Annotated in this window: 17 protein-coding genes and 2 pseudogenes; 8 read left to right on the top strand and 11 right to left on the bottom strand. The window is 70.4% G+C overall.

The genetic code is table 11. The annotated features are described in order from the left end of the window. Positions 1-123: 123 nt before the first annotated feature. Positions 124-2106 (bottom strand): N-6 DNA methylase, encoded by a 1983-nt coding sequence (locus tag ABZ915_RS15550; RefSeq protein ID WP_361801874.1) that lies wholly within the window; start codon positions 2104-2106, stop codon positions 124-126. 279 nt (positions 2107-2385) lie between these two features. Here ABZ915_RS15550 and ABZ915_RS15545 point away from each other — a divergent pair. Continuing rightward, a pseudogene (locus ABZ915_RS15545) lies at positions 2386-2514 on the top strand (protein kinase); the annotation flags it as partial. A gap of 1 nt (position 2515) precedes the next feature. Here ABZ915_RS15545 and ABZ915_RS15540 read toward each other — a convergent pair. Further along, positions 2516-2728 carry a Scr1 family TA system antitoxin-like transcriptional regulator gene (locus ABZ915_RS15540; RefSeq protein WP_361801871.1) on the bottom strand — a complete coding sequence of 71 codons (213 nt, stop codon included), beginning with the start codon at positions 2726-2728 and terminating at the stop codon, positions 2516-2518. 396 nt (positions 2729-3124) lie between these two features. Between ABZ915_RS15540 and ABZ915_RS15535 the strand changes: the two genes are divergently transcribed. Further along, positions 3125-3523: an ATP-binding protein gene (locus ABZ915_RS15535; protein WP_361801868.1), complete on the top strand. Its 399-nt coding sequence runs from the start codon at positions 3125-3127 to the stop codon at positions 3521-3523. A 63-nt stretch (positions 3524-3586) separates the two neighbouring features. Here ABZ915_RS15535 and ABZ915_RS15530 read toward each other — a convergent pair whose 3' ends face one another. Then, a complete protein-coding gene (locus ABZ915_RS15530) occupies positions 3587-3955 on the bottom strand; it encodes a hypothetical protein (RefSeq protein WP_361801865.1) in 369 nt (122 codons plus the stop codon). Positions 3956-4139: 184 nt separating this feature from the next. Here ABZ915_RS15530 and ABZ915_RS15525 point away from each other — a divergent pair, with 184 nt between their 5' ends. Together ABZ915_RS15525 and ABZ915_RS15520 are read left to right on the top strand one after the other, a co-directional pair. Further along, the gene (locus ABZ915_RS15525; protein WP_361801862.1) at positions 4140-5783 is read left to right on the top strand and encodes a hypothetical protein; all 1644 of its coding nucleotides are present in this window, start codon (positions 4140-4142) and stop codon (positions 5781-5783) included. Positions 5784-5957: 174 nt separating this feature from the next. Next, positions 5958-7013, top strand: coding sequence for an EcsC family protein (locus ABZ915_RS15520; RefSeq protein ID WP_361801859.1), 1056 nt, complete (start codon positions 5958-5960; stop codon positions 7011-7013). A 161-nt stretch (positions 7014-7174) separates the two neighbouring features. On the opposite strand, the gene ABZ915_RS15515 is transcribed toward ABZ915_RS15520, so the two are convergent. Both ABZ915_RS15515 and ABZ915_RS15510 read right to left on the bottom strand, forming a co-directional pair. Continuing rightward, on the bottom strand, positions 7175-8257 hold the full coding sequence (locus tag ABZ915_RS15515) for a MerR family transcriptional regulator (protein WP_361801856.1): 1083 nt from the start codon (positions 8255-8257) through the stop codon (positions 7175-7177). A 77-nt stretch (positions 8258-8334) separates the two neighbouring features. Then, complete coding sequence (locus ABZ915_RS15510) at positions 8335-10341, bottom strand: serine/threonine-protein kinase (protein ID WP_361801853.1); 2007 nt, start codon at positions 10339-10341, stop codon at positions 8335-8337. 335 nt (positions 10342-10676) lie between these two features. Here ABZ915_RS15510 and ABZ915_RS15505 point away from each other — a divergent pair, with 335 nt between their 5' ends. Continuing rightward, complete coding sequence (locus ABZ915_RS15505; protein ID WP_361801850.1) at positions 10677-12035, top strand: hypothetical protein; 1359 nt, start codon at positions 10677-10679, stop codon at positions 12033-12035. Between the two features lie 21 nt (positions 12036-12056). Here ABZ915_RS15505 and ABZ915_RS15500 read toward each other — a convergent pair whose 3' ends face one another. Continuing rightward, a complete protein-coding gene (locus ABZ915_RS15500; protein ID WP_361801847.1) occupies positions 12057-14732 on the bottom strand; it encodes an ADP-ribosylglycohydrolase family protein in 2676 nt (891 codons plus the stop codon). Between the two features lie 368 nt (positions 14733-15100). Then, positions 15101-16047, bottom strand: a pseudogene (locus ABZ915_RS15495) (UvrD-helicase domain-containing protein); the annotation flags it as partial. A 197-nt stretch (positions 16048-16244) separates the two neighbouring features. Here ABZ915_RS15495 and ABZ915_RS15490 point away from each other — a divergent pair. Next, on the top strand, positions 16245-17252 hold the full coding sequence (locus ABZ915_RS15490) for a LacI family DNA-binding transcriptional regulator (protein ID WP_361801844.1): 1008 nt from the start codon (positions 16245-16247) through the stop codon (positions 17250-17252). Positions 17253-17332: 80 nt separating this feature from the next. Here the strand turns inward: ABZ915_RS15490 and ABZ915_RS15485 are convergent, their stop codons facing one another. The 4 genes from ABZ915_RS15485 to ABZ915_RS15470 all read right to left on the bottom strand — a co-directional run bounded on the left by ABZ915_RS15485 (position 17333) and on the right by ABZ915_RS15470 (position 19757). Beyond that, positions 17333-18064: a carbohydrate ABC transporter permease gene (locus ABZ915_RS15485; RefSeq protein WP_361802470.1), complete on the bottom strand. Its 732-nt coding sequence runs from the start codon at positions 18062-18064 to the stop codon at positions 17333-17335. Between the two features lie 50 nt (positions 18065-18114). After that, the gene (locus ABZ915_RS15480; RefSeq protein WP_361801841.1) at positions 18115-18627 is read right to left on the bottom strand and encodes an extracellular solute-binding protein; all 513 of its coding nucleotides are present in this window, start codon (positions 18625-18627) and stop codon (positions 18115-18117) included. A 169-nt stretch (positions 18628-18796) separates the two neighbouring features. Then, the gene (locus ABZ915_RS15475) at positions 18797-19390 is read right to left on the bottom strand and encodes a glycoside hydrolase family 172 protein (RefSeq protein WP_361801838.1); all 594 of its coding nucleotides are present in this window, start codon (positions 19388-19390) and stop codon (positions 18797-18799) included. Beyond that, on the bottom strand, positions 19362-19757 hold the full coding sequence (locus ABZ915_RS15470) for a hypothetical protein (protein ID WP_361801835.1): 396 nt from the start codon (positions 19755-19757) through the stop codon (positions 19362-19364). The genes ABZ915_RS15475 and ABZ915_RS15470 overlap by 29 nt, the downstream gene beginning before the upstream one ends. A 202-nt stretch (positions 19758-19959) precedes the next feature. Here ABZ915_RS15470 and ABZ915_RS15465 point away from each other — a divergent pair, with 202 nt between their 5' ends. Both ABZ915_RS15465 and ABZ915_RS15460 read left to right on the top strand, forming a co-directional pair. Next, complete coding sequence (locus ABZ915_RS15465; protein ID WP_361801832.1) at positions 19960-21438, top strand: FGGY-family carbohydrate kinase; 1479 nt, start codon at positions 19960-19962, stop codon at positions 21436-21438. 261 nt (positions 21439-21699) lie between these two features. Further along, a complete protein-coding gene (locus tag ABZ915_RS15460; protein ID WP_361801829.1) occupies positions 21700-23334 on the top strand; it encodes a fucose isomerase in 1635 nt (544 codons plus the stop codon). Positions 23335-23392 lie beyond the last annotated feature (58 nt).

Below are 23392 nucleotides of genomic sequence, written 5' to 3'. Positions count from 1 at the left end.
AGCGTTCCCTCGGGTGTTCCACGTCGAGCACCCGGTGGTGGCCGGTGTTCCGTGCCGGCGATCTCGCGCGGCCACGTGGGCGGGCAGGCCGTCACCGACTCCTCCTGCGCCGGCCGGTGAGGGTCAGGTGGTCAGCCCACCCGCGGCGAGACGATCACTCATATCGCTCACCAATCCCTTACCGGAACGCTCGGCCTTGACGACGAGCGCTTCGAAGGCCCTGAGGCGACGGAACGTCTCGGCGTACGCCGTCTGCCTCTCCAAGGGAAGCTGCAACACCTGGAGACGCCGGATGTCGACCCGGGACGAACTGGAGGCGTGGGTGCCTGCCTGGCGCCCGTTGGCCGGTGCGCGCAGACAGCCGGCGAGGAAGTGGGCGTCCAGCTTCTCCGGGTCCACCCGCAGGGCGTGGAGCTGAGGGCCCAGGGCCACCGGTGGTCCTTCGTGGACCCACGCCTTGAAGGCCCGGATCACTCCGGCGACCACGACGTCACCTTCCTCGGCGACGGCGTGCGCCGAGTCGGCGGGCAGTACTCCGCCGGGAGCGCCGTCGTGCAGCAGGTCCGCGACGGTGAGGAGCGGCACGGTGGCCCCGCGAGCCGGTGTCACCGACTCCAGCGGTTGTTGTCCGGCTCGCAGTGTCAGGGCGCCGGCTTTGACCAGGTCTCCCACAGTCGCGGTGGTCTGCGGGGCACCGGCCTCGAAGCCGAGCACGGAGAGGTGCCGCGCGTGATCGGCCAGATCGGTCAGCAGCGATCCGAACTCGTCCCAGTTCGCGAGGAGTTCCTTGCTGGTAGGTTCCGCCGTCGATGCGGTGTAGCGCCCCGGGGTGACGTCCACTTCGTCGTCCAGCAGATCCAGCAACGGGACTCGGACCGCTCCCTCCGGCGGGTCCTGGCCCGGGTGGTCGAGGGTCGCCATCGCGGTGAGGACGAATGAGCCGAGAGAGCCCCAGTCGGGGCTCGGCTCGCGTGAACCGGGTCTTGCGAAGCGTGTGGCATCCACCAGGAGAGCGTCCTGGCTCGGGGGAGCGGCAGAGCCGTCCGCCGCTGCCTGGAGGATCCACAACTGCAAGGACACACTGTGCGGTTGGGCGCTGCCCGGAGGCAGGGACACAACCGCCCGGAGCGCTCCGGTGCGCAGCAGCGAACCACGGATACGGCGGCCCGCCTTGCGCGACGCGACCGCCGGAGGAAGAACGACCACGGCGGACCCACCGGGCTTGAGGTGGGAGAACAGGTGCTGCACCCAGGCCAGTTCGGGTTCGGTCCGCGGGGGCAGCCCATGGGTCCAGCGCTGGTCGGTGGCGAGCTCCTCGTAGCCCCAGTCGCGTTCGTTGAACGGAGGGTTGCAGAGTGCGATGTCGGCCTTTATACCTCCGAAAGGATCCTCCCGCAGCGCGTCGGCCGTGGCGACACGGGTACGGATGTCACGGTCCTCCGTGACGAACTCGAGCCGGGCGGACGCCAGCGCGGCCAGCGCGGCGTCCAGTTCGCAGGCGAGCAGCTCCAGGCCCGGACGGCCGTACTCCTGCGCGGTCGCGGCGGCCAGGTGTCCCGTACCGCACGCCGGATCGAGGACGGTGAGTCCGTCCTTCTCCGGGCCGATCCGGACGGCGAGGGCGATCCGGACCATCAGTGCGGCCAGTTGCGGCGGCGTGGTGCTGAGCTGCCGGACATGGGTTTCCAGCCACCGTTGCAGCAGGAACTCGAAGGTCTCGCGCGGCCCCTCCGCCCGCCCCAGTTTCGCCGCCTCGGCCACCAAGTCCCGGGTCTGCGCGGAGAGTTCGGGATGGGCGATCCGTGCCTTGGAGGAACGCATCCGGCGAGCCGCCTCGGCGACGGCCAGCCCCGACTCGTTCCTGCTGCCCAGCGCCTCGAAACGCGGCCAGAGGAGCTCCCGACCGCCGATGTCCCTCAGCTTCCCGTTGTCCCGCAGCCACTGTTCGACCTCGCCCAGCGAGAACTGCGGGCTGACGTCGGTGCCCCCGATCCGCATGGGGAAGGAGTCGTGGCGGCGGCGCCAGTTGCTCACCGCGGCTCGCCCGACACCTGCGATCCGGGCGATCTCGGCCAGGCTGACGGGTACGGCGTCGGGGGTACTCATCGATCGGTCTCCGAGTCACTTGCGGCTGGGCTGGTCGGCGTCCCCAGTCGCCGTACTGCTGGGAAGGCTACTACCCTCATTGACTTTGTTCACAGAGGTCGCGTTCCACTGTGATGTGTGGGAAATGTGGAGGCCAAGAAAGATGCCGGGTCTCGCGCCGGGATTGGTGCTCAGTGACCGCTATCGCCTGGAGTCGGGACTGGGGCAGGGCGTGATGGGGCAGGTGCGGCAGGGAGACACGGGCGGCCGCGCGCCTGGATCATCCGAACGTGGCGACGGTCCGTCGCCGCTCAGCTGTGCTCGGGACTGTCCGCCGTCCATGCGGCCGACCTCGTCCACCGTGACCTGAAGACGCAGAACATCATGATCCGGCGGGACGGCATCGTGAAGATCCTGGACTTCGGACTGGTCAAGCTGCGTGACTTCCGCGTCGCCCACCGGATTTCGCAGGGCCTCCCCACCAATCAGGTAACGACAACTCCGCCAGCGGAACTCGCGTCAGCAACTTCTGCCGACTGAGCCGCGCCTCCGTGTGCTGGTCGATCGTCTCCTCGCTCAGCGGCGGGCAGTGCTGCGCGAACAGTGCCCGCGCCCGACCCTCCGTCTGCAACAACCCCGGCACGACTCGACCGGGGCGACTTGCTCCAGGGAGTAACCGATGGCCTCCCCGAGCTGCTGCTGGTTCAACCCGCCCGCTTCCGCGGATGCTGGAGGAGCACGCCGTACGCCGACCACACGCCAGGCAGATCCGGCGCCTCCTCCTTGGCCTTCAACGCCCGCCCGCTCCGCCCGTCCCGTACCGCCTTCACGCGCCCACGCCCGTCCGTCCCGAAGTGCATCCCGCTCCACGCCCCCACCGGGTCATGTTCAACGCGGCCCGGATCAACGGGGACACGATCAGAACCCGTACAACGCCCGTACAACCAAGAAGACGGCCAGCCACCCACCCCGTACGACGACACCGACGTACGGCCGTCGTACCTGGTCAGCGGACCATGCATCCGCCCGTCCTGACCCGGTGACACGGCATCAGCCCACCGACGAGGCCCCGCCGCCCCGTACCCCCACCCACCACCTGGCCCTGCGCTTCAGCAACACCAGACGCGGCGCCCGCCTGGCCCGCCAACTCGCCGTTCAGCAGTTCACCGAGTGGACCAGCCTCCCGCACGACTCGGACCCCGCCCGAACCGTCGCCCTCGTCACGGCCGAACTCGCGGCCAACGCGTTCCGCCACGGCAGCCTCCCCGGCCGCGACTTCCGCCCGGTGCTGCTCCTCCTGCCCAGCGCCCTCCGCATCGAAGTGACCGACACCCGCCCTGAGTGCCTGCCACCGCGTACGACACCACAGCCCGCCGACGAGACGTCGGGCCGAGGACTGCTTCTCGTACAGGCGTACGCGGACCGCTGGGGTTCGTAGCGGCTGCCCCCTCGCCGGGCACAGTTCCGGCCGGAGCCTCCGCGACGCCGACGAAGGACACCGTCAGCGATTGGCGTAGTGCTCCGCCAGCTTCTCGATCTCCCGGGTCCACAACACCACGTCGTCGCCCGCCCGCTTGTACGGCGCACGCCCGGCCAGCTTGAAGAAGCCACCGGACGGCCAGCCGCTGTCCTTCAGCACCACGAGGGCCGACAGCAGGGGCAGCGATCCGTCCGGGCTCTCCCGGACCGAGGCATCCTCCAAGAGGTAGGGCATGGGGCCGTCGTGGGCGGGGACGTGATGACCGAGCCGCGCCAGTTCGCTGCTGAGGTCGCCGTACGGAATCGGCGCCGCGCCCTGGCGTGCCCGTGAACGAAGGATCTCGATCACGGCCTCCAGAGCCTGTTCGTACTCCGGTGTGCCCTTCTGCATGCGCCCTCCCGGCCTCGGACACCGACGAATGCTGAACCTATGCCACCGGCCGCTCGACCGCGGCCCGAATGCGGGAAAATGACGCTCGCCCCTTGTGAACTCAGTGCATGGATCACCATACTGACGTCGATTAAACGTCGCCCGCCCTCTCGGCAGGCAGGCGCGCGTGGCCCGGGGGAGATTCGTGAACGGCTCAGACAGCAGACTCGTGCAGACCGCGGTGATCGGGAGCCGGAACTCCGGACGCGCGATCATCCTGCCGACGGACGCGGACGAACTGACTCGCTGGCGCCGAAGCCACCCCGCCTACACCTACTGGTGCGGCACCCAGCTCGGTGGTTGCGGAAACGAGCTGTCGGACCGTCTGTACCGCGACAAGGTCTGCCACTTCGCTCACCGGCCCCACACCTCCTGCCACCGTACGGCGACCGGTGCGGCCAGCGCGGACCACCTCTTCATCAAGGACGACCTCGCCAGATGGACCGGACGCAACAGGCTGAAGGGGCGGGCCACGGCACGCGACCTCGGTTCCGGCCCCGGAGACGCCGTCGACTTCCGGGTCGGCGCGGCCGGACAGCAGCATGTGCGTTTCCAGTTCAGCAGGCTCGCGCACGCCGAGTGGCAGCGGGCCCGCCGGCGGCTCTCCAGTGAATCGGCCACCCTCGACTGGGTCTTCGGTCCGGGCACGGCCCAACCGGAGACCATGGAGGAGCTGTACGACGAGTACGGATACCTGCTCCGCTTCCGCTTCGAGACGCATGGTGCGGTACGGCGGATCCGACTCAGGGCGGAGGACCCCCGGCGCAGCACCGACTGGGTGCCCCTGGACGACTGTGCGATGACCCCTGCGGGACTCCGGATCCCGGGAGTGGAGCCGCGCCGCCGCTCGGGTACCGCCCCGGCCGCCGAGGCGCGAGCCGGGCGCGGGGCGGCGCCGGTGCAGCGGTCCCGAGAGGAGCAGGTGCTCGCGCTGAAGGACGCACTGGTGAGCGCCGCGAGGTTCCGGACCCGGCCCACCTGGGAGGCGCTGACCCGAACCGCCGGAAGCGACCTGCTCGGGCTGTCCGTCCCGGACCGCGTCGGTCTGCTGGTCGCAGTGGAGCGGACCGGCGGCGGTGAGGGCAGTCCGCTGCTGTCGGCGCTGATCAGGACCGGGGAGAGCGACCCGCCGGCCTACGTGGGGGACGTGGTCGCCGCTGTCGGGTGCGAGGTTCCCGCGACGGCGGCGGTACTCAAACGGTGGTGCCAGCGTGAGGCGGACCGGGCGTTCGCCGTGTACGGGGTACCGTCCCGTACGGCCCCGCCGCGGCTGCCGCTCACCGCGGACGGTCAGCTCGGCGCACAGCACAGTGCGGAGCCCGCTCAGCGCCAGACCATCGTGCACGTCCAGGGCGGCCTGGTTCGACAGCCCGCGGCCCGGCCTAAGCCGGAGCGCCTCGCCGGTGCTCCCCTGCTCCGTGACACGGAGATTCGGCACGCCCTGCGCAGCGCACGGCAGAGACGCGGCCCCAGGCCCAGGTACGCCGCGGCTCTCATGACGCGGGCGGAAGAGGCACTGACGAGACTGCCGGAACCGCAACGCACCGAGCTGGTCGCCGAGATGGCTACGACCCGCCGCTGGCTGGACAGCCGACCGGACACACCGGCACGGAAGCCGAGGCGGAGCCGACGCTCCAAGGAGACGGGGGACGCGAAGAGGATCGCGGCGGCGAAGAAGTCGGAGCGAGCGAAGAAGACGCAGCGGGGGAAGAAGGCGAAGAACCCTTTGCAGGGTGCACGTCCCCTGCCCGGAGTCGGCGACGCTCCACCGAAGAAGAGGGCGAAGTGAGCGCCGTTTCCACCGCGAACCACCGCCCCCGGGGCCTCCGGAGCCGTGCGGGCCCGGCGAATCCGGCTGAGATCACGGCGGGAAGCTGCAAGGAGTTCCTCGTCCAGCGGCGCACACTCATGGCCGCGATCATGCGGGACTGCTTTCAAACACTCTGATACCGGGGGCGATGACATGACTCTCTCTGCTTACGAACAACAGGAGTGGGACAAACTCCAGAAGCGAAAGGCGGCTTCCCTCGGCAAGGAGGCGAGGAGGATTCTTCCGCAGTCGGCCCGGGACCGACTCGCCTCGCTCGGCCAGAAGGTGAAGAGCGCCCCGGGCGCCGACAAGGTGGCCGCCGCCTACAGCGGAGCGGCAAGAGGTCTCGGCAAGGCTGTGGGAGACACCGCAAGCCGGACCGTGAGCAAGAAGCGTGTCGTCGAACAGTATCGACGTGCCGGACACGACGTCGCCGGGTTGGACGAGATCAGTGAGCTCGACCTGCGGGTCGTCGACGAGGTCACCAGGCACAACCTGCTTCGGTACGGCCACGCGCTCTCGGCAGCGGCAACCGGCCTCGGCTCCGCCGCAGCCGTGACAGGCGGCGAGTTGCTCGTCGGCGCCGGAACAATCGCCGGCGCGGGTGCGGGTGCCGCACCCGGATTCGGAACCGTGGCCGGGGCGATGGCCGCCGACACTGCGATGATGCTCGCCCTCTCCGCTCGAACGGTCGCCGCCACAGCTCTCTACTACGGCTACGACCCAAGCGATCCCGAAGAGGAAATCTTCGTGATGTCCGTGATCGCTCTGGGAATGTCCACGGGCACATCGGCGAAGACGGCCGCTTACGCCGAACTGTCTCAACTCACCCAGTTGCTGGTGAGGAACGCTCCTTGGGCCAAGTTGAACGAGAAGGTTCTCACCAAGATCGCCCAGTCCTTCGCGGCGAAGTTCACGCAGCAGCTACCGAAGAAGAAGCTCGGGCAGTTCGTGCCCATCGCCGGCATGGCTGTCGGCGCGGGGCTGAGCTACATGCTCATCGATCGGATCGCCGTTTCGGCGCGCGACGCGTACCGCGAACGTTTCCTGATCGAGAAATCGGGCGGTGACCTGACCGGTGACTTTGACTTCAGCGACGCCGACCTCGCTCAGGACGATGACGCGATCGGCGTGATCGAACTGCTCCGGGAGGAGGATGCGCTGCCGACGTCCACCTCGTCCGACTCCATGGACCAGCCGGACAACTGAGCTCGGTGGACCGCGAGCCGGGCACAGGGCTGGCCGTTGCGGAGGTGGGCGGGTGTGAGCAGGGCCTGCCGCGGACGGCCGGTCTCGGTCAGGGGTGCGTCACGGTGAGGCATGAGGGCCTTTCGGTTGGCCTCCGTCACCAACCTCCGTGGACAGAAGACCTAATCCTCCAGACGAATCGGCATCAGGATCGAGAAGGCCGGCTCTTCTTCGGGCCGGCGGATCGCGAGCGGAGCCGTGGGGGCGCCGAGGTCCAGGATCAGCTCGTCCCGATCGCCGGCGGCGAGCGCGTCCAGCAGGAACTCCCGGTTGACGCCGATGTTGTCCCGGTCGTCGTCACCGTCCTCGCACACCGTCACCGTGCCGTCGTCCGCCATCCTGAGCACGCTGACGTCCCAGCGCTCGCCGTCCTGCTCGCGCAGCTGCCTCGCGCGGACCGGACCGGTCTCCAGCGCCTCGCGGAACGCGGCCACATCGACGAGGGCCCGGCGGCCGGCCGGCAGTTGGACCAGGCGACGGTAGTCGGGGAAGTCGTGGTCGAGGCACTGGCCGACCGTCTGACGGTCGCCGGACTCCAGCGACACGCGGTCACCGTCCACGGCGAGCCGCACCGGTTCCTCGCCCTGCAACAGCGCCCGCATCGCATCGGCGAGGGGCAGCGGCACGACGGCCTGCACGCGGGGGCCGTCGTACCCGGTGGTGGCGGCCCGGGCGACGGCCATCCGGTAGCGGTCGGTGGCAACGAGGTTCAGTCCCTCGCCCTCGATGTCGAACAGGACACCGGCGAGCATCGGCAGCTCCGGGTCCGAACCAGCCGCGAAACGGACGGCGTCCAGTGCGGCGGCCAGTTCCGGCGCGGGGACGGACAGCTGGACGGTGGCGGTGCGGATCGCAGTCATGGGGTTCTCCCTGTGCTCGAGTAGTGCTCGGAGCGTGGAGAACTCGCTGCGCGCATCGGACAGGCCCAGTTCCAGGCGACGCAGGTGCGCCTGGAGGAGCCCCCGCACCAGTTCCGTGTCCGTGCTGGACCAGCCGGCCAGTACCAGCCGGATGTCCGCCAACGGCATACCGGCCCGGCGCAGACGGGCCAGCACTCGGGCCTCCTCCAGCTGCCCGGGGTCGTACCACCGGTAGCCACTGACCGGGTCCACCCAGGCGGGGACCAGCACACCGGCGCGGTCGTAGAACCGCAGCGCACTCACGCCCAGTCCACTGTCCCGCGCCATCTCCCCGATGCTGCGCATCTCGCTCTCCACACCCGGAACTCTGCTCCCTCGACAAGGTCGAGGGTCAACCTCGGCCACGACCGGGGATGTGCCACTCAGGCCGGACAGCCGGCCTGCGTGGTGGCCGTGCCCCAACGGACCATCATGTAGTGGGAGCCGCCGATCTCCGCCACGGCGTAGCGGGAGTACGGCCAGGCGCTTCCCGCGCTCTCCCGCTCACTCACGAGAGCCCGGCACGCCTCTCCGGCGGCCATGTCCGCCCAGGACTCGACCTGCTGCTCGTTCCACTGCACGTAGTCCGACCAGACGTACATCGCCGAGTTGGCGGGGTCGAAGCCCACCTTGATCTGCCCGTTGCCGAGCACACGATCCGTTCCCAGCGTCTGACGCATCCCGTTCGTGCCCGCGATGATCTTCCTGGCGGCGCCGTCCGCGACCCTGATCTCCGCCTGGTCGGTGCTGGGGATCATCGCCTGCCCCAGGCCGTCGTCGTCCGGCTGCCAGTCCTGCGAACCGTCCGTGTCCTGCCCGCTGCCGTTGTCGGCGGCCGACTGGCAGCCGGTGTCGGCGACGAAGTCGTCCTGCCAGGTCACCTGGGGATCCTGACCCTGTTCCTGCTTCACCATGACGTACGTGCGGTACGGCAGGTCGGGGTGCAGGCGGAGCACGACGTCCCGCAGTGTCATGCACATCAGCCTGGCGATATCCGTCTCCGCGTAGAGCGACCCCTGTTCGTCGGAGGCCAGCCGGTACGAGAGGTAGACCTCGCGGCGCGACTCGTGGAACCGCACGGTCTCCGGTGTGAAGTCGGCGCCGTCGCCGAGGTACTGGGCCTCCACGCCCTCGTCGTGCAGAACCGCGCGCGCCACGTCGTGCTCGCCCGCGCCCTGGGCGGCTCGCGCCTCCTGCCAGCTCGCCGCGTTCGCCTCGCCGCTGCCGGAGACCTGTTGCTTCGCCGCCGGGTCTGCCTTCGCGGTGCTCGCGGAGGCCTGCGCGGACCTGGTCGAGGCGGGCGGCGACGCCGCGGACGTGGAGGGGCGGTGGCCGTTTCCGGTGTCGCCGGGCAGCAGCGCCGCCACTCCTCCGGCCAGTCCGCCGACGACGCCTGCCGCCAGGACGAGGGCGCCGGCCAGTCGCTTCTTCGTACGGCCCCGCTCCCTGGGAACCTGCCACGTGGGGTCCTCAGCGGGTGGTACCTCCCAGACTGCCGTGATCATGTCCACGGCCGTCGCCGGCACTGCGTCGTCACCAGTCACCTGGGTAACCTGAGAGGCCAGCAGCGCCGTGCACTCCTGGGCCGCTTCGGCGGCTGACGGGCGGTCACCCGGTTCCTTGGCCAGCGCCTTCTCCACGATCCGGCGCAGTGCCGCGGAGACACCGTCGAGGTCGGCGTCGCCCGACATCACGCGGAAGGCCACCACGTCAGGTGCGCCGGCCCCGAAGGGCAGCCGTCCGGTGGCCGCATAAGCCACGAGCGCTCCCCACGCGAACACGTCACCCGCCGACCCCGCGCTGCCCTGGCGGTACTGCTCGGGACTGATCCAGCCGGGGGTTCCGGTCATGACCCCGGTCCGAGTCACACTCGTGCCGTCGGCTGCGTGCGCGATGCCGAAGTCCAGCACCCGGGGGCCGGCAGCCGTGAGGAGGACGTTCTGCGGTTTCACGTCACGGTGCACCACTCCCACGGCGTGAATCGAGGCCAGCGCCTGTGCCGTGGCGGCCGCGAAGGCGTACAGGCTCCCGCCCGTGAGCGGGCCGTGAGCGAGTATGTGCTTGTTCAGCGTCGGCCCCGGAACGTAGGTGGTGGCCAGCCACGGTGTCGGCGCGTCAGGATCGGCGGCGAGCAGCGGGACCAGGTGCGGTCCGGTGACGCGGGAGGACAGTTCCACCTCGCGCCGGAAACGAGCCCTGAACTCCGGCTCCTGGGCTTGCTCCGGATGAATCACCTTCACCGCCACGCGCGTTCCGTCGGACGCGACTCCGGCGTGGACGGTGCCCATGCCTCCGGCGCCGAGGCGGCCGACGATGCGGTAGGGGCCTATGTGGGAGGGGTCGCCGGGTCGCGCCGGCTGGACTCTTCCGGTGGGGCCGTTCTCACTCACGAACTCTTCCTTGAACTGTGGGTGGCCCGAGGTCCGGGACGGTACGGCCGGAGTCTTCACTGTCAGCGGTCCCCTCCCCGGCCATCGGCCGAGAATTCTTGTGAACTCAGTGCATGAACAGCATACTGGCGGCGTTCATGTCACCTGATCCGCTTCGCCATGGGAACGAGCCCGGACGCGGCGTGCAGGGGGGGAGAGTGGAGACCGTGCGCGTTGATGAGGGTGGAGCCGCCAGGGCGAGGTTCCTCCAGTTGGGATGCAGTCCCGATGACGCCGACGTTCTGGTGCGTGCGGGAATCGATCCTGACATCGTCGGCACTCATGCCCGTGACGCCGTGAGTTTCGCTTCCGCCGCCGTCCACCACGGTCTGGCCGACCCCAACCGCTATCTGGAGGCCGTGGGCGGTGACGCCGACGAGGCCTGGGAGGCGTGGGCGAAGGACTCTGTGGAGGGCCCCTGGTACGAAGGGGACGACGAAGACGATGACGACGACGCCGTCCATGGCTGGCTGAGTGCCCACATCGGCGGCGTCGCCCCGGGGGAGTACACCATCGAGCTGTACGACGATCTGGGAATGCCGGGTAACGCCACTTACGTGGGCGCCCTGAGGTTCTCCCTGCCCGTCACGGTCGCCGCCGAGTCACCGAGCGACCGGGATGCCCGTGTCATCAAGGCGGCCACCGAAGAGATCGCCGACTACGGATACATCCCGGGTTCCGACTTCTACGGCAGCGGTGACAGCTTCAGCGTGCAGGTCCGTGCGAGTGATCGCGCCCTGGAGTGGGTCGAGGAGCAACGGCCGCCGGCGGAAAAGCTCGAGCTGCTGCTTGCCGGGCTCCAGGGCCTGCTGGACGAGCCGGCGACCGTTCGCACAGGCCGCGGCCGGCCGCGCATCGAAACCACCCCGAAACCGCGACCGGGCCTGCCGGACCGGGCCCTGGAAGCAGACGCAGGGACCTCGATCCTCGACTGGGACGACCGGGAGGCGTTCCTGGAGGCGCTCGCCGCACAACAGCCGGACCGCGTTGTGGTCGAGCGGTACCAAGGCGGCTGGGCCGGGCGCCTTGACGGAGCGGAAGACCTGGAGCATCCCGGTCTGCGCGGCCTTGAGGAGGCGCAGGCCGAGGCGGCGCGGCGCGAGGGCGAACTGAGCGGCTTCTCAGCCGTGTTCCGCTCCGGCGCCGAAGCGCACCGCTACCGGATCCAGGCCGACTGGGCCGAGGAACTGGATCGGCGCCTGGAGGTGTGGGAGCAGGACGTGAGGGCCGTGCGGGAGGAGCAGGCCCGGTTTCCCCACCTTGAGCAGTGGGGAACGCGTCTGTGCGAGGCCCTTCTGGACGACGAGCAGTTCCTGGCCGCCCAGACGACCCCGGCCCAGGACCGTCGGGGCGCGGACCTCGCGCGCAGCATGTTCGGCTCCGACTGCCCCGTGAACTCCGTCTACATCCGGCGCGCCCTCGCCCAGGCACGGGCCGGGCGGGCCGACCTCCTCGTCGAGCGGCGGCGGACACGGTGGCGGGCTGATGTTCCGGCCTGGGCGGCACGACTGGCCGCCTCGGCGGACTTCCAACGGGGCACGACCGCGGAACGTGCCATGCTCGCCAGTAATCTCCTGTACGCGCACCATCCCGAGGCCGACACCCCCGAACTCGTCCGCCTGCTTCGCACGGCGGCTGCCGACCTCCTGGCCTGACACGGCACGACGGCCCTCGGGTCACCAGCCGGGGTAGCGGTCCCACCAGTGCGGGTCCCAACCGGCGCTGTACTCGCTGCCGCTGGGGGAATCGGTGAGCTGGGCGACGAGGTCGCGGGCCAGCGTGTCCAGTACCCAGGCCAGCTCGTGGCGGCTGACCAGTTCGACGGGCAGCGCCTCAGCGCCATGCGCGGCTCCGAGCAGCGCCCCCGCCACGCATGCCACCGAGTCGCCGTCCGGAGCCTGGGCGGCGAAGCGCAGGGCGGCGTCCACCTGGGCTCGGTCGGGGAAGGAAGCGGCGACGTACAGGCCGCCGAGCAGGGCCGAGGGCGCGGTGGGGTCCGGGGCCAGGTTCGCGAGCCGTGCCGGGTCCGCGGGGTGGTCGTCGGCCTGCTGGAGCGCCGCGTGAAGCCGTTCGCGCTCATCGGGTGTCTGGTCGGTGCCAGCAAGAGCATGGAGGCCCTCCAGCAAGGCCTGCTGCACCTGTGACTGTGGGCCGAAGAGGCTCGCCTGCATGTGCGGATCACTGGTCAGGCAGTGGCTTGTCAGCACAGCCGCATGAGCTGCCGCGGTCTGTGCGGCTGGGTCTCCGTGGGTGAGGGCGGCGAACTGGCGGGCCTGCTCTGTCCAGTACCCCCGGTCATGGCCGGCGATCGCCACGGCGACGGGCAGGGCACGGGTGAGCGCGTGACAGCCGCGGCTGCTCGTGGTGGGCCTCTCCACCGTGCCTTGCTCGATCCCGGACAGGGCGGTCACGGTCGCCGGTGCCGAACCGCGGCGCTGTGCCAGCACCGGCACCTCGGCGAGCCAGCCGTCCGGCCACGCCGTGCCGCCGCCGGCTGGGGCCCAGCGGCGCCGTATCCGCTCGGCCTCGATGCCCTGGAGAGCCGCCCACCGGCCATAGGCGTGCCACACCACCGACGGGGGATGGCAGAGGCCCTTGTGAGCGCCGCGTACGAGAGCGCGGATCGTGCCCTCCGCGGTGAAGCAGGCCAGCTGGGTGCTCACCCCGGCGCGCAACGGGCCGTCGGCCGGCAGCCTGCCCCGGGCGGCGCCGAGCGTGTCGCCCAGCGCCATACCGAGCAGCATTCCGCGCACCCGGGACAGTGCCCTCTTGTCTGCCAGGAACCCTGCCTTGCGTCCCTCGTGGGTGTCGCGCGCTGCCGGTTCCTCCCGAGCGGCTGCCGCCGCCGTCAACTCGTATACGGCATCCTGTAGTTGAGGATGCTCCGACAGCTGCCAGCCGCCCACCAGCACCTCGCGCAGTTCCTTCAGCGCGGTCTCGGCGTCTGCGCCGGTGGCCAGGTGGCTGTACACGGCGGCGACGGCCGGGGTGCGGCTCTGGCCGGCCGCGCAGTGGAGCAGGACCCGCTTGCTGTCGCGGCGCAGCCGCAGCACCTCACGAGCGGCCTGGTCCACGACATAGTGGAGGCTGGCGTTGTCCCCGTCGCGGTCCACCAGCCAGACGCGCACATGCTCCACGTCGGCCCGGCGCAGAACGGGCTCCGTGCCCATGCGGCACAGGGACACCACCGCGTGGACGTCGACCGGCTCCGCGCCCTGGAGCAGGGCCAGGTTGCCCAGCAGTACGCCGGAGTCGCGCGGGTGGGGGACGGCGAGGCCGCGGGGCGAGCCGGGCGGAAGGGGCATACGCGCCACGGATGGCCAGCCGTCGCCGTCGTCGTGTCCGCCCTGGGCGGTGAGTACCGCGAGCCGGACCAAGTCCGGAGCGGTGAGACCGGGCCAGCCATGGACGGCCCGCTGCCATTCCAGCGGGATGCCGGAGCAGCCCCAGCGCGCGCCGAGCAGGGCGCCGGCGATCGCCGCGACGGTGTCCGTGTCCGTACCGGCCCGGACCGCTGCCTCAAGTGCGAGTCGAAGGTGCTGGGCCGGGAAGACGCCCTCGGCGGGGTTCGACTCGGGGACCGGGATGCGGCTGATCGCCGACCAGGCGGCCTGGAGCGCGTGGACGACCCAGCCGTTGCGAGAGAAGTGGTGCGGCGGATGGGCCTCCGCCTCGTCCAGCCGCCGCGCCCACAGTCCTCGGCGTTCCGCGGGCAGCAGGTCGAGGCCGGCACGCACCCCGTCGAAGGTTCCGTGCAGGACGGCGGTGCGGATGCCGGAGCACCACAGCACGCAGGCGTCGGCACAGTCCGGGTCCGGGTGGGTGAGCGCGCTGACGGCGACGGCGGCCTCGGCCATCACGGCAGCGTCCCCGAGGTGGGCCAGGGCGACGATTCCGGTGCGCATCAACGAGCCGTTGCCCGCGCTGCGGTCGTTCTCGGCGGTGAATCCGCGGGCCGTTTCCAGCAACGCCTCGCCCGGCGCTCCGGGTGCCCGGGCGGCGGTGTTCAGGACGGCGTCGGTCTGGGAGCCGACGTCACTGGCGCCCTCGCTCAGCCAGTGCTGGAAGTTACCGGCCACCCCGTCGAGAGCCTGGGCGCTGCGCAAGTCGGCTCCCGTCGCTGCCACCTCGGCGATGCAGACCTGCATCTGGGTGTCGTCCGAGTACTCGCCGGGCTCGTACGGTCCAAGGCCGCCGCCGATCATCTGCGGCTGCTGGTCGTTCCTCAGTGTCGCCTGGAACTCGTACGGCACGCCCAGCGCGTCGCCGACGGCCGCGCCCAGCAGCACGCCTGCGGCACGGTCGGTGCCCCGCGCGTCCAGGCGGGGATTGGGTACGTGCTTGCTGGCCATGAGGGCTCCAGACGGTCGGCGGGCGCGCGGCAGAAAGGCCGGACGGCTGATGGGCGAGGGGGACGGTCCCGTTCGGGGCCACCGGTCAAGGGCACAGCCTCCGGCCGAAGCTGACGACATGTCTTCGGTGACTGACTGTGCGCCAGCGTGGCACACCGGTTCCATTATCGTCAATTAGACGATAGATGGTTGCAGGCGAGCGCCGGCGTGGAACGATTTCTCCTATGACGGCCGATCAGGTTCCGGAGAAGCCGGGGGCCCAGCTGAGTCGCAGGCCGGCGCTTTCCGCCAGTGCGGCCCAACGGGCCGTAGACGGGGGTTTCTCCAGTACCAGCATCGGATGTATGACGGTACGGGGGTACACGGTCACGCAGCGCGGCCGCCCTGGCGTTGGTGAACGTGGTGAGCAGGATCCGGTCACCCTCGCGGCCGGTGCGCAGCAGATGCCGTACCCGGTGCAGCGCGACGACGGTCTTGCCGGTGCCGGGACCACCCGTCACCTGGGCCGGTCCGTTGAAGCCGGGGTGGTAGGCGAACCGGCGCTGGGCGGGGTGGAGGAAGACGCGCCAGCGGGTGAAGTCCTCGGTGAGGATCCGCTCCAGCTCCCCGGGGCCGGTGACCTCCACGATGCGGTCGGGCGTGTTGAGAATCGTCTCGCTGAGGGTGACGGCCGGCCGGTCCTGAGCCGTGCGTACCGTCTGCCCGCGCGGAGCGATCAGCTGCTCCCAGACGTCCTCGGCCGAGTAGTCGGCAGCCAGGTACTCCAGTACCTCGTACTGGTCGGCGGGCATCATGGGCGGCGCCAAGACTGTCAGGTCGTCGGCCGTGACGCACACGCGCGCCAGTCGCAGGACCTGCTCGTCGATGCCCAGGTCGCGCAGCACGGTGTCGGAGTGCTCGGCGAACAGACGCGCCGGGGTCTCGACCGCCTTCGTCTCGAAGTAGGTCTCCATCTGTTCGAGGGCCTCGACATTGCGCACCTCCAGGCCGCCGGTGGCGCCGTTGACCGAGTAGGCGCGCTTGCAGGTCCAGTTGATCGCCTCGTCGTGCGGTGCGACCCGAAGCAGCGTGTACAGCTCGCTGCCGTCGTCCGGGGCGAGGAGGACCCCCGGCAGAACCTGGTGACGCGGATCGTGCGGATCCGGCGGTCGCGCGCCCCTTCGAGCTTCTCCAGATGCATCCCTTTGCCGGCATGGAGCTGAGGCACGGTCAGGCTCCGGAACATCTGGATCGCGTCGTTGACCTCCTTCTGGACCGGTCTCTGCAAGGAGATCAGATCCGCGACGAAGTCGTCGGAGAGGGCGAGACGGGGCATGGGCATCCTCGGGTCGCGGGCGGGCGGGGGCGAACACCACAGCCTGGAGACTGATCGGGACGGCCGGTCACGGGCACCTTGCGGCACGCGTGACCAGTCAGGAGCCCCACCGGCCCACCGGCCACGGCGTAGGGATGAAATCCATTTCACCGACGGGTAGGGTGGATATCCACACGGTGAAAGGACACGGATACCCCGTGGTGACGATCCAGGACGTGGCGCGAGCTGCCGGAGTATCCCCGGCGACCGTCTCGCGCGTCTTCAACGGCGGCAAGGTCACAGCGGCACGCGCCCTGTCCGTGCGCCAGGCCGCGGAGGCGCTCGGCTTCTCGCCCAACCGGTTGGCGCGGTCGCTGCGCACACAGCAGTCCAGCGTGATCGCCCTGATCATCCCGGACATCGAGAACCCGTTCTTCACCTCGCTGGCCCGCGGTGTCGAGGACGCCGCGCAGCGCACCAGTCTCTCCGTCGTCCTGTGCAACTCCGACGAGGACACCGGCAAGGAGCGCCGCTACCTGGAGGTGGCGCTCGGTGAGCAGATGGCGGGCGTGATCGTGGCGGCGGCCTCCCAGGACGAGACGGACCTGGGGCCGTTGATCGCCCGTGGCGTGCCCGTGGTCGCCGTAGACCGCCGGCCGCGCGACGCCGAGGTGGACGCGGTCAGGGTCGACAACCAGCACGGCGGCGAGGTGGCCACCCGCCACCTGCTGAAGGCCGGCTACCGCAGGATCGCCTGCGTCACCGGACCCGAGGGGGCCTCCACCTCCGAGGAGCGCCTGGCCGGCTACCGCGAGGCGTTGCACGCCGCACGGGGCGAGGCCGTGGCCGACAGCGCCTACGTACGGCACGCCGACTTCCGGGTCGAGGGCGGCCGGGCGGCGATGCGCGAGCTGCTGGCGCTGCCCGAGCCGCCCGACGCCGTGTTCGTCGCCAACAACCTCATGACGATCGGTGTCCTCGACGCCCTCGACGAGGCCGGCCTCACCCCGCCCGGCATCGGTGTGCTCTCCTTCGGCGACGTTCCCTGGGCGTCGCTGGTACGGCCCTCGCTGACCGCCGTCGAACTGCCCTCGTACGATCTGGGGCGCACCGCGGCCGATCTGCTGCTCCAGCGCATCGACGGCAGCACTTCGCCGCTCCAGACCGCGGTGCTGCGCACGAAGCTCCAGGTCCGGGAGAGCACGGCCGGTCCCGCCGGGGACTGACAGCCTGTCCCGCGGCGGACGGCGAACGCGGGGTCGCACCGGTCACTCGGCCGGTGCGGCCCCGCGTTCGCGTGCCGGGGCTACTTGATGCCGGACGTCTTGACCGACTCCACGATCTGCCGCTGGAAGACGAAGAACAGGATCAGCATGGGCAGCGCGGCCACGGTCGCCGCGGCGAGGATGTAGTTCCAGTTGGAGCCGTACTGCGTCTGGAACGAGGCGATGCCGAGCTGGACCACCGTCAGGGCCTGGTCGTTCGTGGCGACCAGCGGCCAGACGAAGGCGTTCCAGTTGGCGAGGAAGAAGAAGATCGCCAGGGCCGAGAGGACCGGTCGGGAGACCGGCAGCACGATGTTCCAGTAGACCCGCCAGTGGCCGCAGCCGTCGATGACTGCCGCCTCCTCCAGTTCCTTCGGCAGCCCCAGGTAGAACTGGCGCAGCAGGAAGATGCCGAAGGCGTTGAAGATCGCCGGGATGATCAGGCCGGCATAGCTGTCGAGCAGGCCCAGCTGACGGGCGACCAGGAACAGCGGGATCAGCACCACCGGCGCGGAGACCAGCAGGGTCGCGAAGATCGCGCCGAAGAGCTTCTCACGGCCCGGGAAGCGCAGCCGCGCCAGCGCGTAGGCGGCCATCGAGTGGAAGAACAGCGCCGCCACGGCGATCACCGCGGAGATGAAGAAGCTGTTCCACAGATAGCGGCCGAACGGTACCTCGGTGAAGACGTAGACGAAGTTGTCGAAGGTGAAGTCCCGTGGGATCAGGTTTCCGTCGGTGACGGTGGCACGCGTCTTGAAGGACGACGTGACCATCCACAGCACGGGAAAGATGCTGATCAGCGACAGGACGACGGCCAGGACCGTCAGTCCGGCGCGTGCAGCCGGCGGCCGGCGCCGGCCGGCCTGCGGCTGTCGAGTGCGGAACCGAAGTCGTCGACGGCCTCCTTCTCCATGTACGGGGTGAGGTCCGCGAGGACGCCGCCGTTGTAGTACCGCAGGAAGTCGCCGGGGGAGAGCAGGAAGATGTCCGGGCCCTGGCCGGTGGCGAAGGCGGACGGCAGCTTGAATCCGTTGAGGTAGGTCGGTGTCGGCAGGTGGACGAGGTCGATCCGCGCCTTGTGGGTGGCGTTCCACTTCGCGACCATGTCGACGAACCACTTGGACTGCGCGTTGAGTGCCGGGTCGGGCGAGCGCTGGGGTCCGTAGAAGTTCCAGAACTGGAGGTTGCCCCCCTTCGCCTGGGCCGTTCCGCAACCGGTGAGCAGGGCCGGGGATGCCACGGCCGCCCCGGTGCCCGCCATGGCGGTGAGGAAGCGGCGGCGTGAGGTGCCGAGGGAAATTGCCTGGCGCCCGGTTTCGTTGCCGTGCTGGAGCATGCGTGCGCTCCCGTCGGAGTGGGATGGGGCTGGGCAGAGCGGATCCTGGGGGGCGGGTCTGGACGGGGCGGCCCCTCGCGGCGAGGGGCCGCTTCGCCCGGGGAACGGATCCGGGAAACCGGCGCGCTCCGCGGCGGCCGGTCCCTCGAAGCGACGCGCCGAGCGGCGGTCAGTCGACTTCGAGCGTGAGCAGGTCCGGCGCGGCCGGACGGGACGCGGAGACCGGAGCGTCCAGGTAGAACAGCGAGGTGCTGGCGATGTCGTCGCTGGTGTGCCGGTAGCGGTGCGGCAGACCGTTGCCCTGGCCAGGACCGATGCCGAGGCTCTGCACGGTGACGCGGAGGTCCTGCGAGAAGCGGATGGGGTCCAGGACGTGCCAGCGGTACATCCCGAACCGCTGCTGGCTGCTGTACAGCCCGTCCGGGCGCAGGATCTGGTTCAGGCCCAGGTACGGGGTGGTGTAGGCGGTGTAGCCCTGGCCGGGGACGTCGAAGTTCCAGGCGCCGCCGAAGTAGTCCTCGGTGCCGGTGCCGCAGATCGTCGGGAACTCGTCGTCGCCGTCGAGGTGGAACTTCAGCTCGCCCTCGCCCCACCAGCCAGGACTGTTGACGCCCCAGGCGATGTAGGTCCCCACATAGCTGCCGGCACCGGTGACACCGTCGAGCAGGGTGTGCACCTCGCCGAACGGGACCGGGTGGCTGCGGCGCCACTGGGCGTGGAACCAGGAGGCGTCCTCATCGACCTCGTCCAGCTCGTAGTCCACCTGGTAGTAGAGCGTGACCTTCTCGGCGGTCAGGTTCGAGCGGGACCTCGACGGCCGGCTCCTCCTCGTCCTCCCAGTACATCCGCAGCAAAGTGCCACGCCAGGCCTTGTGCGGGTCGGTGGTGCACCACAGGTGGCGAATGGTGCCCGGCCCCTCGATGTCGGCGAGCACCGCCGTGGTGCCGGGGGCGATGTCGATGCTGGGGGAGATCTTCCAATCCGGCCCCAGCCTGCTCGCCGCCACCGTCCCGGTGCCCTCGGTGGCACGGCCGCCGCCGGACTTCGCGCCGGTGAAGTTCTCGGCGCTGATGGAACGGCTCACGGCACGCGTCCGGCGGGACAGGCCGTCGAGTCCAAAAGCCGTCATAGTGCCTTGCCCTCGCGTCTGAAATCCTTTTCACCGGAAGGTAGGGCCGGCCTCGGAAGGTGTCAAGAGGTCGGGCGTACGGGTGCTTTCAAGGGCGGGAGGGAGGTGGCGCAATGCCTGTTATTTGCGGTATTTACGCCCAAAGCGACCACTTGCGTGCGCACTCTTGACGTTGAAATCGATTTCTGTCAGCGTGCTCACCATGCTTCGCAACGCAGTCATCGGTGTGGACATCGGCACCTCGAGCAGCAAGGGCGTCCTCGTCGGTCTCGACGGCGCACTGATCCGCTCGGCCGTACGGGAGCACACCCCCGCAAGGCCGGGCCCCGGCCGCTTCGAGATGGACGCTTCCGTGTGGTGGCGCGAGTTCGCCGAACTCGCCCGGCAGCTGACCGCCCCCGGCGACACCACCGTGATCGCCGTCGGGGTCAGCGGCATGGGCCCCTGCGTCCTGCTGACCGACGAGTACGACACCCCGCTGCGCCCCGCCGTCCTGTACGGCGTGGACACCCGCTCGGTCCACCAGATCGAACGCATCGAGGCACGGCTCGGGGCCGACGAGATCATCCGCCGCGGCGGCTCCGCCCTGACCACCCAGGCCGCCGGGCCGAAGATCGCCTGGATCGCCGAGGAGGAGCCGGAGCTCTACGCGCGAGCCCGCCGCCTCTACATGCCGAGCTCCTGGCTGGTCAGGAAGCTCACCGGGGCCTATGTGCTGGACCACCACTCGGCCAGCCAGTGCACCCCGCTGTACGACACCCTCGCGGGCGAGTGGTACGCCCCCTGGGCCGCCGAGGTGGCCCCGGGCATCGATCTGCCGCGGCTGCAATGGTCGGGCGAACAGGCCGGCACCCTCACCGTAGAGGCCGCCCGCGCGACCGGCCTTCCCGTCGGCATCCCCGTCACCACCGGCACCATCGACGCCTGGGCCGAGGCCCTGAGCGTGGGTGCGCAGCACACCGGTGATCTGATGCTTATGTATGGCACCACCATGTTCCTCATCCACACGGTGCCCAAGCCGCTCACCAGCCCGTCCCTGTGGGGCACGGTCGGCGCGCTGCCCGGCACCCGCAACCTGGCCGGCGGCATGGCCACCTCCGGCGCGGTCACCAACTGGCTGCGCGACCTGTTCGCCGGCGGCGACCACACCGAACTCACCCGCCTGGCCGCCGAGTCGGGCCCCGGCGCCAACGGCCTGCTGATGCTCCCGTACTTCTCCGGCGAGCGCACCCCGGTCATGGATCCCGACGCCCGCGGTGTCATCGCGGGGCTGACCCTGTCCCACACCCGCGGTGACCTCTACCGGGCCGCACTCGAGGCCACCGGTTTCGGCGTCCGGCACAACATCGAGGTCATCGAGGCGGCCGGCGGCGACATCCGCCGGGTGGTCGCCGTCGGCGGCGGCACCCAGGGCGCCCTGTGGACACAGATCGTCTCCGACATCACCGGCCGTCCGCAGGAGCTGCGCACCACCACCATCGGCGCCAGTTACGGCGGCGCGCTGCTGGCGGCACAGATCGTCGGGGACGCCTCCATCGACGACTGGAACCCGGTGCGCGAGACGGTGACGCCCCGCACCGAGCACACCGCTCGCTACGACGAGTTGTACGCCCTCTACCGGCGGCTGTACCCGCAGACCTCGGAGACCGTCCACGCCCTGGCGGCACTGCAGGAGCGCTGACCCCTGCCTGCGGTCACGCAGGCCATCACCAGGTGCGGGTGTGCCCGCCCCCGTCTGCCGCGGGCACACCCGCACGCCGGTGCACACCACCGGCGCCCCACACCCACCCACGCCACCGCGACCGCCGGACCCGGCCGACGGCGCTGCCGCCGCGCACCCCACCGCACCAGACGGAACGACCTGCCGACGGGGATGGCCCCCCAGCCTGCCGACCCACCGGTCCCCACCCCCGGGACCGCACGCACACCCAACGGAGCCCCCATGACCGCCTACGCCCTGCCCGAGCCCCACCAGCCACCCGCCGCCCTGCCGCACACCGTCTACACCGTGACCAGCGGCGACCTGCGTCCCTCCGCCAACATCACCTGCTGGCCCACTCAGGAGAAGCTGGAGAGCGACCTCGCCGCGGCCCTCACGGACCTCGGCTGGGAGGTCCGACGCGGCCACGCCGTCGACGAGAGCAAGGGACACGGCTTCATCGACAGCCAGCGCGCCGGCATCGAGGTCTTCAAGGACCTGCCCGTGGACGCCCCGCTGATCGTCGTCGAGGCCGTCTGGCAGTACAGCCACCACGTCCTCGCCGGCCTGCGCAGCCACCGGGGCCCGATCCTGGTCGTCGCCAACTGGAGCGGTGAGTTCCCCGGACTGGTCGGCCTGCTGAACCTCGCCGGCAGCCTCACCAAGGCGGGGCGCGACTACTCCGTCCTGTGGAGCCCCGACTTCACCGACGACTGGGCCCGCGACGGCCTGCGCACCTGGCTCGAGACGGGCAATCTCGACCACGACACCACCCACGTCCGGGCCCTGCCGGCCCTGCCCCAGGACCCCGAGACCGAACTCGGTGTGGCCCTCGCCCGGCAGCTGCGCGAGGAGAAGGCGATCATCGGCGTCTTCGACGAGGGCTGCATGGGCATGTACAACGCCATCATCGACGACGAGTTCCTCAACCCCCTCGGCATCTACAAGGAGCGCCTGTCGCAGAGCGCCCTGGTCGCCGAGATGCAGAAGGTCTCCGACGACGAGGCCCAGGCGGTCCGCGCCTGGCTCGACCACGCAGGCATGAGATTCCACACCGGTACCGACGAGGCCACCGAACTCACCGACGCGCAGCTGATCAGCCAGTTCAAGATGTACATAGCCGCGCTGCGCATCTCCGACGACTTCGGACTCGACGCGGTCGGCATCCAGTACCAGCAGGGCCTCAAGGACACCGTCCCCGCGAGCGACCTCGCCGAGGGCCTGCTCAACAACGTCCAGCGCCCGCCGGTGCTGAGCCGTGACGGCGCCCGCGAGCTCTACGCCGGCGCGCCGCTGCCGCACTTCAACGAGGTGGACGAGGGTGTCGCCGTCGACTCCCTCGTGACCAACCGCATCTGGACGGCGATGGGTCTCGACCCGGCCACCACGCTGCACGACATCCGTTGGGGCGAGGACTACGAGGGCCGGTTCGTCTGGGTCTTCGAGATCTCCGGCTCGGTGCCCGCGTCCCACAACGGCGGCTACCACAAGTCGTACAGCATGCGGCAGCCCCCGATGTTCTTCCCGCTCGGCGGCGGCACGTTGAGCGGTGTCTCCAAGCCCGGCGAGATCGTCTGGTCACGCGTGTTCCTGATGGACGGCCGCCTGCACGTCGACCTCGGCCGCGCCACCTCGATCGAGCTGCCCGAGGAGGAGACCCAGCGGCGGCTCGACGCCACCACTCCCCAGTGGCCGATCATGCACGCGGTCCTGCACGGCGTCTCCCGCGACCAGTTCATGGCCCGCCACCGCGCCAACCACCTCAACGTGGCCTACGCCCCCGACGCGGCGACCGCCGACAAGGCACTGCGTGCGAAGGCCGCTCTCTTCGCCGAGCTGGGCGTCGAGGTGCACCTGTGCGGAGACGTGGCGCTGTAGCAGGCACCGCGGGCGCGGGCGCCATGCCCGACGCGTGCGCCCGCGCCGAGACTTCGCG

It is taken from the genome of Streptomyces sp. NPDC046915 (assembly GCF_040644935.1).
In the GTDB taxonomy this organism is placed as follows: Bacteria; Actinomycetota; Actinomycetes; order Streptomycetales; family Streptomycetaceae; genus Streptomyces.
This window is presented reverse-complemented; position numbering and strand designations above follow the sequence as displayed.